This window comes from Streptomyces sp. NPDC002698, assembly GCF_042888945.1.
GTDB lineage: Bacteria > Actinomycetota > Actinomycetes > Streptomycetales > Streptomycetaceae > Streptomyces.
Map to the genome: position 1 here is coordinate 1 of NZ_JBIAQM010000076.1, position 8,816 is coordinate 8,816.

7 protein-coding genes and 1 pseudogene are annotated in these 8,816 nt (G+C 68.6%); 7 read left to right on the forward strand and 1 reads right to left on the reverse strand.

Annotated elements, in window-relative coordinates:
• The 5 genes and pseudogenes from ACFYW9_RS41040 to ACFYW9_RS41060 all read left to right on the forward strand — a co-directional run.
• On the forward strand, positions 1 to 699 hold a 699-nt coding region (locus ACFYW9_RS41040; RefSeq protein WP_389160235.1), incomplete at its 5' end, for an SRPBCC family protein.
• 202 nt (positions 700 to 901) lie between these two features.
• A complete protein-coding gene (locus ACFYW9_RS41045; protein WP_389160237.1) occupies positions 902 to 1,525 on the forward strand; it encodes a PRC-barrel domain-containing protein in 624 nt (207 codons plus the stop codon).
• A 13-nt stretch (positions 1,526 to 1,538) separates the two neighbouring features.
• Positions 1,539 to 1,789: pseudogene (locus ACFYW9_RS41050) on the forward strand (DJ-1/PfpI family protein); the annotation flags it as partial.
• A gap of 116 nt (positions 1,790 to 1,905) precedes the next feature.
• Entirely contained in the window at positions 1,906 to 3,075 is a 1,170-nt protein-coding gene (locus ACFYW9_RS41055; protein WP_389160239.1) for an FAD-linked oxidase C-terminal domain-containing protein, read from the forward strand.
• Entirely contained in the window at positions 3,072 to 4,898 is a 1,827-nt protein-coding gene (locus ACFYW9_RS41060) for a thiamine pyrophosphate-requiring protein (RefSeq protein WP_389160241.1), read from the forward strand. Before ACFYW9_RS41055 ends, ACFYW9_RS41060 begins: the two co-directional genes overlap by 4 nt.
• Positions 4,899 to 5,397: 499 nt before the next feature.
• On the opposite strand, the gene ACFYW9_RS41065 is transcribed toward ACFYW9_RS41060, so the two are convergent.
• On the reverse strand, positions 5,398 to 5,886 hold the full coding sequence (locus tag ACFYW9_RS41065; protein ID WP_389160243.1) for a flavin reductase family protein: 489 nt from the start codon (positions 5,884 to 5,886) through the stop codon (positions 5,398 to 5,400).
• Positions 5,887 to 6,311: 425 nt separating this feature from the next.
• Between ACFYW9_RS41065 and ACFYW9_RS41070 the strand changes: the two genes are divergently transcribed.
• Together ACFYW9_RS41070 and ACFYW9_RS41075 are read left to right on the forward strand one after the other, a co-directional pair.
• The gene (locus tag ACFYW9_RS41070; protein WP_389160244.1) at positions 6,312 to 7,322 is read left to right on the forward strand and encodes an AI-2E family transporter; all 1,011 of its coding nucleotides are present in this window, start codon (positions 6,312 to 6,314) and stop codon (positions 7,320 to 7,322) included.
• Positions 7,323 to 7,640: 318 nt separating this feature from the next.
• On the forward strand, positions 7,641 to 8,513 hold the full coding sequence (locus tag ACFYW9_RS41075; protein ID WP_351874911.1) for an SDR family oxidoreductase: 873 nt from the start codon (positions 7,641 to 7,643) through the stop codon (positions 8,511 to 8,513).
• The last annotated feature ends 303 nt before the right edge of the window (positions 8,514 to 8,816 follow it).

Genomic DNA, 8,816 nt, shown 5'->3' on the forward strand with positions numbered 1-8,816 from the left:
ATCATCGAGGTTCTCGATGTCGGCGTGCCGCTCCGGGACACCTATGACTACTGGACGCAGTACGACAAGTTCAGCAGCTTCGCCAAGGGTGTCCGTGACGTCTCCAAGGACGATGAGGGCGGGAGCGACTGGAAGGTCAAAGTCGGTCCTTCGTCGCGCAGCTTCAAGGCGACCGTCCAGGAACAGATTCCGGACGACCGCATCGTGTGGACCTCGGAGGGAGCCAAGGGGAGCACTCGCGGTGCGGTCAGCTTCCATGAGCTGGCGCCCACCCTGACTCGCGTCGTCCTGGTGGTGGAGTACTACCCGTCGGGGTTCTTCGAGAAGACGGGCAACCTCTGGCGGGTGCAGGGGCGCCGCCTGCGACTGGACTTCAAGAACTTCCAGCGATACGTGACCCTCACCAACGAAGAACCCGAGGGCTGGCGCGGCGAAATCCGTGACGGAGAAGTCGTCGTGTCCCACGATGACGCCGTCGAGGAGGAAGAGGCCGAGCAGCAGGAGCCGGAGGGTGAAGAGCCCGAGGGTGAAGGCGATACGGAGGAAGGCGTCGACTCGGCGTACGAGGATGAGAACGAGGGCGAAGAAGCGGCGGAGGACGCATACGAGGACGAGGACGCATACGAGGACGAGGAGGGGGCGAACGACGAGGAGGAAGCTCCCAAGAAGAAGAGAGGACAGAAGCGACGCCGTGAGTGACGTCGACTTCCGGCCGGGCGGGCATCAGCTCCGCAGGACGTAGCCAAAATGCAGAGCCTGGTTCATACGATGCCCCGCGCATCCATGTTCGAGCCTTCGCTCAAGACCCACTGTTTTGCTCCTTCGATCCTTCCATCGCTCGCGCCCGGCCCCGGCGGGGAGGGCGCGGGCCGCGTCCGCCCGAGGGAGGCAGGAGGCCAGGATGATCACTCAAGGGCAGATTGCCGCCGTGCTGGGCCATCCGGTGTACGACGTCGACGGAAACAAGATCGGCGACACCAAGCATGTCTTCCTCGACGATGCGACCGGCGAACCCGAGTGGGTCAGTATCAAGACCGGGCTCTTCGGTACCAGCGAGTCCTTCGTCCCCACTCGCGAGGCCACCATGGTGGATGACCACCTGGAGGTCTCCTACGCCAAGGCCACCGTCAAAGACGCCCCCCATGTCGACGTCGACGCCGGGGGCTTCCTCACGGTGGACGAGGAACACCGTCTCTACGAGCACTACGGCATCGCGTGGGACGAAGGCCGAGGTTGGCAGCAGGTCGCCAACCCGTCTGACCAGGAAGGGCGGGCCCGCACCGATTCACGGGCAGTCCCTGATGTCACAGAAAGAGCCTCGCTGCCCTACGGCAACACCACCGCTCCGGGGATCACCCGCGACGGCAAAGAGATTCCCGACACCGAGTCTGCCCGCCCCGATGGTTCCGAAGACGGTACAGGCGCGATGACGCGCTCTCAGGAGGGGCGGCGCGCCGGCATGGAAAGCCCCGCGGCAGGGCAGGTACGGCTGCGTTTGTACGTGGCTCCTCAAGAGTGGCGATAGGGGATCCCGTCTTCCGGTCGCTGCGATCTGCCGCGCCGTGGACCCTGGTCGAGGCGGACGTGGTCTTGAGCCGCACGCTGACCTCGTGGCCGAGTCCGCCCCCGGACATCGGAGACACGGGCGGGGTCTGGGCCGACGAGCAGGCGCGCATCTGCGACCACCGGGCCGACACGCTGGGTCACCAGCCGCAATCCGGACGACCTGGAGGCGTTCCGCGAAGCTTTTCTCACCGAATTCGCCAAGGCCCGCAAGGACTTCAGGTGACGGAGCACCGGCACCGCTCTCGTCTCCGGTCGGACGTTAGCCACCCCGATCATCGGGAACCCGTCCAACGCATCCGAGCGGTCCTCCGCGTCCGGGCGCTCGCAGAAGGGGAGCCGATGGTGATCGAGGCACGTGGATCGGAGACGGTGCTGGACACACGTGCCCTGGGGAAAGCGCTCCGCGAGCGGGTGGACGGCGAGGTGCGGTTCGACGTCGGCAGCCGGGGGACCTGCGCGACGGATGGCTCGAACTATCGGCAGGTTCTCGGTGACTGTCTGCGCGACCTGAAGAAGCTCTTCGCCGACTTCGGCTACGACCACCCCTCCCTGTACGGGCACTTCGGGCAGGGCTGTGTACACACCCGCATCCCTTTCGAGCTCACCACCGCCGAAGGCGTCACGAACTTCCGGGCGTTCCTCTTGCGGGCCGCGGACCTGGTGGCCTCCTACGGCGCTTCGCTCATCGGTGAGCACGGCGACGGGCAGGTACGCAGCGAGCTGCTGCCGCGCATGTTCGGGGAGGATGTGGTGGCCGCCTTCGGGCGGGTGAAGGCCCTGTTCGACCCGGACAACCGGATGAACCCCGGCAAGGTCGTAGACCCGTACCGAGTGGACGAGAACCTGCGCCTGGGATCCGTGTGGCGCCCGGACAGTCACGACACGCACTTCAGCTACCCGGACGACGAGCACTCCTTCGACCGGGCCGTGCTGCGCTGCGTCGGCAACTGCCGCACGCACGAAGGCGGCGTCGTGTGCCCCTCCTATCGGGCGACCGGCGAAGGCCGGCAGCCCCCGTCCCTCACCCGGGCGGTCACCGGGCAGACCCATTGCCACCAGCACGCGGTGACGAAGGACGACGCCGACCGCGAACCGATGCGGCGCGCCGGGATCGACGCGAGCGTCCTGGACGCAGGCTGCTGCGGTCTGGCCGGCGACTTCGGCTTCGAACAGGGCCATGACGACCTGTCCATGACCGTGGCGGAGCAAGGGGTGCTGCCCACCGTACGGGACACCGTCCCCAGCGCACTGGTCCTCGCGGACGGCTTCAGCTGCCGTACCCAGATCGAACAGGGCGACACCGGCAGGCGCGCCCTGCGTCTGGCCGAGGCACCCGCACGTGCCATGGACGGCCGACACCTGCCCGCCGACCACCCCGAGAAGCCCGCCGACCGGCCCGAGGACTCCGCCCGTGACGGCCGCCTGCCGGCCGCGGGCGCCGGGGCCTGCGCCCTTGGAGCGGCAGCGGCCGGGACCTACTGGTTCCGCAACCGGCAATCAGCGCGATGAGAGGAAATCCCGTGTCCATCAAGGTGTCCGACTACGTTCTCCAGCGGCTCCGCGAATGGGACGTCGACCACGTCTTCGCCTACGCCGGCGACGGCATCAACGGCCTCCTCGCGGCCTGGGGACGATCCGACAACAAGCCGAAGTTCGTCCAGTCGCGGCACGAGGAGATGTCCGCGTTCGAGGCTGTCGGCTACGCCAAGTTCTCGGGCAAAGTCGGCGTCTGCGCGGCGACTTCGGGCCCCGGGGCGATCCATCTCCTCAACGGTCTCTACGACGCGAAGCTCGACCACGTTCCGGTCGTCGCCATCGTCGGACAGACCAACCGCAGTGCCATGGGCGGCAGCTACCAGCAGGAGGTCGACCTGCTCAGCCTCTACAAGGACGTCGCTTCCGATTACTGCGAGATGGTGACCGTCCCCGAGCAACTGCCCAACGTCATCGACCGGGCCATGCGTACCGCGTACGCCAAGCGCACGGTGACCGCAGTGATCATCCCCGCCGACGTGCAGGAGTTGACCTACTCGGAGCCGACCCACGCCTTCAAGATGGTGCCGTCCAGCCTCGGCCTGGCGCACTCCGCGCCGGTCCCGGCCGCGTCGGACCTCGCTCGCGCGGTCGAGGTGCTGGACGCTGGCGAGAAGGTCGCGATCCTGATCGGGCAGGGAGCGCGCGGTGCCGGTGCCGAGGTGGAGGAGATCGCCGACGTGCTCGGCGCCGGGGTGGCCAAGGCCCTGCTCGGCAAGGACGCGCTGCCGGACGATCTGCCGTACGTGACCGGATCGATCGGGCTGCTCGGCACGCGCCCTTCCTACGAGTTGATGCGGGACTGCGACACCCTGCTCGTCATTGGCTCCAGCTTCCCGTACACGCAGTTCCTGCCCGAGTTCGGCCAGGCCCGCGCCGTGCAGATCGACATCGACCCGTTCATGATCGGGCTGCGCTACCCCTTCGAGGTCAACCTCGTCGGTGACGCGAAGCAGACGCTCGAGGCCCTGCTGCCGCGGCTGAAGCGTAAGCAGCACGGGAAGTGGCGCAAGAAGATCGAGAAGGACACGGCCCGCTGGTGGGAGGTCATGGAGCGGCGTGCGGCCGTGGACGCGGACCCCATCAACCCCGAGTACGTGGTGCACGCGCTCGACGCACTCCTGCCGGACGACGTGATCCTGGCCGCCGACTCCGGCTCCGCCGCCAACTGGTACGCACGGCACCTGCGGATGCGCGGCGCCATGCGTGGTTCCCTGTCCGGCACGCTCGCGACCATGGGGCCGGGGGTGCCATACGTCATCGGCGCGAAGTTCGCGCATCCCGATCGTCCCGCGCTGGCGATCGTGGGCGACGGAGCCATGCAGATGAACGGCATGGCCGAGCTCATCACCGCCGCCAAGTACTGGCCCGAGTGGGAGGACCCGCGGCTGGTCATCGCCGTCCTCAACAACCAGGATCTCAACCAGGTCACCTGGGAGATGCGCGCCATGTCCGGCGCCCCGCAGTTCCTGCCCTCGCAGGCGCTCCCGGACGTTCCGTACGCCGATTTTGCCCGCTCGATCGGCCTCGGCGGGCTACGGGTGGAGAAGCCGGGAGACGTGGAGGACACCTGGCAGCGGGCGCTCGGCGCCGACCGGCCGTTCGTCATCGACTTCCGCACCGACCCCGCCGTACCGCCGATCCCGCCGCACGCCGGCCTCGACCAGATCGAGGCCGCGGCCTCCGCCTTCGTCAAGGGCGACAGTGACCGGGCCGGCATGATCCGGCAGGGGCTGAAGGCGAAGGTGCAGGAAATGCTCCCCGGCGGCAAGCAGCGCCGGGACAAGCCGGAGGAGTGATGACCCCGCGCATCGCCGCCGACGGCGAGCTGCTCGTGGACCGGATCAAGACCGCCGTGTAAACCGTCCCCACCGACACACCGGAGGGCGACGGCACGCTGGCCTGGGACTCGACCACCATGATCGTGGTCCGGGTCAGCGGCGGCGCCACCGTACTCGGATACACCTACGGCGCGTCCACCGCCGCGACCATCCTCGCGAACAAACTGGCCCCCGCCCTGCTGGACCGCTACCTCGCGCGCACCGGCTACGCGTCGCAGCAGACAGACGGCAGCGAACCCGGCCCCGCACGGCTAACCTCTGGCACCCCGCGGACGAAGCCCCGGAACACGACCCTGGAGCACACGGCTCCTTCGGCGGGACGTCCCACCCCCGCTCGGCCCAGGCGGCACTTGCGCGACATCGTGGGCTTGTGTCGGCCGCCGCGACGGGAGCGGTGGTGGGTCTGGGAGCGGTGATACGGCGCAGGCGACTGCGTTGGCCGGGGAAGAGGCGCTGCTCAGTTCGCCGGGTGGCCCGGGGTGATGTCATGGGTGTCGTTCAGCGTCAGCAGAGGGGTGCGGCTGTCCGCGAGATTCTCCGCCGCCTCCGGAGCGAGCAGGAAACCGACGTGGTCGCCGCCGTCGATCCGGTTCTCCACGCGGCCGACGAACCAGGCAGGGGCCTCGTCGAGGATCAGTGATCCGCCCGGTCCCGGGTGCCACGGGGCGTCGGTGAACTTGTCCGTACGGTCGCCGGTCTCGCCGCCGAAGAGCCGGGCCAGCCGGTCCTGGTCGCGGCGCAGCAGATGGACCGCGAGCCGTTCGGCGTGCTCGGCCACCCGGTACGTCCGGTTGGCTCTGGACAGCCAGACCATGAACCGGGCGGGCCGAATCGAGCACTGCGAGGCGAATCCGACCAGGCAGGCGGCTCTCTCCCCGTCGGCCTCAGCGGTCACCACGTACATGGGGTAGTCGAGCAGGTCGGTGAAGGGATCGAGACCGGTCACGGTATTCGGCTCCTGCCTCAAGAGATCGGATGTCGGCCAAGCGTTCACCGCTTCCGTGTCCCGGCCGGCTCACGACGCGCCGGACGGGACACGGACGAGGTACGAGCGGATTCCCCGGGTACCCGGCTCTGTGCCGCAACGCGTCTCGGACGAACTGCTCGTGGGCGACGGCACAGGGCGGGAGGTCGCTCAGGAGTGTCCCGAGTGATACGCCCCACGCCCGTTCGAGGCAGTCGAGGAGAGGCGTCGCGATGTCTGCGCGGTCCGGGCCCGAGCCTGCTCGGGAGGAGCACGGTGCGGTGGAAAGGACGGGCGTACACAGCCCAGGCCCAGGCCCCAGCCTGGTGGACGCCGTGGAGATGTCTCGGAAGGCGGTCCAGGAGCCGCCGCGTCGAGATCCACACGGCGGCCGCAGACGGTCGTGGGTGACGGTGGGGTTCGCTCTGGGCCTGGGCGCGAGTCTGGCGTGGCTCGCCGTTCAGACCGTTCTGCGTGTCAGCTCGATGCTGACCTTGCTGCTGCTGGCCGTGTTCATCGCCATCAGTCTGGAACCACTTGTCGTGTGGTTCACGCGCCGGGGTCTTCGGCGCGGCTGGGCCGTCGCGATCGTGCTGACGGGGTTCGTCGTGGTACTCGGCGGGTTCCTGGCTCTGGTCATTCCGCCGGTGACCAAGGAGATGTCCGCGGTGGTCGACGCGGTGCCCGGCTGGTTGCAGCAGGTCCACGACCACCAGTCGGCGATCGGCCGCCTGGAGGACCGCTACCACCTGCTCGAGAAGGCCAAGCGGCAGATCGGCTCGGGAGACGGAGCGGCCGGGCTGGCCGGGGGTGTCCTGGGCGCAGGCCAGATGGTCCTGAGCACCCTCACGTCGACGGCGATCGTGATCACGGTGACCCTGTACTGCATGGCGGCCCTGCCGGCCGTCAAACAGTTCTGCTTCCGCTTCGTGGCCGCGAGCCGACGCGAACGCGTCGAGGGTGTGGCCGAAGAGATCATGAACCGGACAGGGAAGTTCATGCTCGGCAACCTCGTCACCTCGGGGATCGCCGGCATGGCGACCTTCGCCTGGTGCGCGGGCACCGGCGTCCCCTACGCCGCCGCCCTGGGCATCTTCACCGCCCTGATGGACCTGATCCCGATCGTCGGCTCCACTCTCGCCGGTATCGTCGTCAGCCTCGTCGCGCTGTCCGTGTCCCTGCCCATCGCGATCGCGACCGCGGTCTTCTACGTCGTCTTCCGGGTCGCCGAGGACTACCTCATCGTGCCGAGGGCCATGAAGTTCGCGGTCGACGTCCACCCGCTGGTCACCGTCCTCGCGGTGCTGGTCGGCGGGGCGTTCCTCGGCATCATCGGCGCCCTCGTCGCCATCCCGGCGGCCGTCGCCGTCGGCCTGGTCCTCGACGAGTACGTGTTTCCCGGGAAGGAGCGAAAGTGAAGGCGCGTCGGCCGCCGCGCCGCGCAGGGCGTGTTCACCCGGAGGGCTGTGGTCGAGTTGCGGTACCGCCGTGCGGCCGGATGTTCCGTACGGCGTGCCGGCAGGGCCAACAGCAGGTCTGTCCGGCCGCCGGGGTGCCCGGCAGCCCAGAACGTCGGGGAGCCGTGATGCGCATGCGGCGGGTGCACAGGGGTACTCGATCGAAGCTCGAATCCAAGATCGCCGCAGGGTCGGTCTCAGCCAGGAGCGAGTGATGCCTATGGGGCCCTCGATATCTGCCGTCCCGGCTGACCTCACACCCGTTCAGGAGACGTTCTCATGCCTGACAACCCGGTCGACAAGCATCCCCGCCCCGAATTCCCGCAACAGGACCAGGAGCATCCTGGATGGACGGGCCCCATGGATCCACCGCCCGATCACGGTGAGGACTCCTACGAGGGCTCCGGCCTGCTGAAAGACCGCAAGGCACTGCTGACGGGAGGCGACTCCGGCATCGGGCGGGCGGTAGCGCTCGCCTTCGCCCGCGAGGGAGCGGACGTCCTGTTCACCCACCTTCCCCAAGAGGCGGAAGACGCCGCCGAGACCGCCGCTCTGGTCGAACAGGCAGGGCGCGAAGCAGTCGCTGTCGAATGCGACATCCGCGAGGAGGACCAGTGCCGCCGGCTCGTGGAACGAGCGGTCGAGGAGTTCGGGCGGATCGACATTCTCGTCAACAATGCCGCGTACCAGATGTCCCAGCCGGACGGCATCGAAGCGATCTCGACCGAGCAGTTCGACCGCGTCGTGCGCACCAACCTGTACGGCATGTTCTGGCTCTGCAAGGCGGCCCTCCCGCACATACCCGCAGGCGGCTCGATCATCAACACGACATCCGTGCAGGCCTACAAGCCGAGCCCGCATCTGCTGGACTACGCCACGACGAAGGGCGCGATCGTCACCTTCACGCAAGGGCTGGCGCAGATGGTCGTCCGTGACGGCATCCGCGTCAACGCCGTAGCACCCGGGCCGGTGTGGACCCCGCTGATCCCCGCGACGATGCCGGACACCGCCGAATTCGGCAAACAGGCCCCGATCGGCCGGCCCGCCCAGCCTGCCGAGATAGCCCCCGCCTACGTCTTCCTCGCCTCCCCGCACGCCGGCTACATCACCGCGGAAATCGTCAACGCCACCGGTGGAACACCGCTGCCCTGAGCGGCCAAGGGCTCCACCGGCTCGGCCCACCGCACCACCTTGCCGATCACCGGACCGGCCACGACGACGGCGGGTGCCCGGTAAGGTCCGAAGATTCCGCCGATCGGTCGGTGCGCGGCTGTTTTGCGTGGGGGCCGGCGGGGACTCGGGCGGTACGCCGCCGGAGCACCGAAGCTCCGCCTGGTGGTCCGGGCGTTAGCGAGCCGGTGAACGGCTTTCAGAGACCGGAGCCACGGGCGCCGTCGTATCAACTCACGGGCGTCAGGCTTCGCATCCTCTCCATCACCGCCGTGCCGCGGTCAT

Bases quoted from the DNA above. Each gene is read 5' to 3' on its own strand.
- ACFYW9_RS41045 (WP_389160237.1), top strand. From the start codon at position 902: ATGATCACTCAAGGGCAGATTGCCGCCGTGCTGGGCCATCCGGTGTAC.
- ACFYW9_RS41055 (WP_389160239.1), top strand. From the start codon at position 1,906: ATGGTGATCGAGGCACGTGGATCGGAGACGGTGCTGGACACACGTGCC.
- ACFYW9_RS41060 (WP_389160241.1), top strand. From the start codon at position 3,072: ATGAGAGGAAATCCCGTGTCCATCAAGGTGTCCGACTACGTTCTCCAG.
- ACFYW9_RS41075 (WP_351874911.1), top strand. From the start codon at position 7,641: ATGCCTGACAACCCGGTCGACAAGCATCCCCGCCCCGAATTCCCGCAA.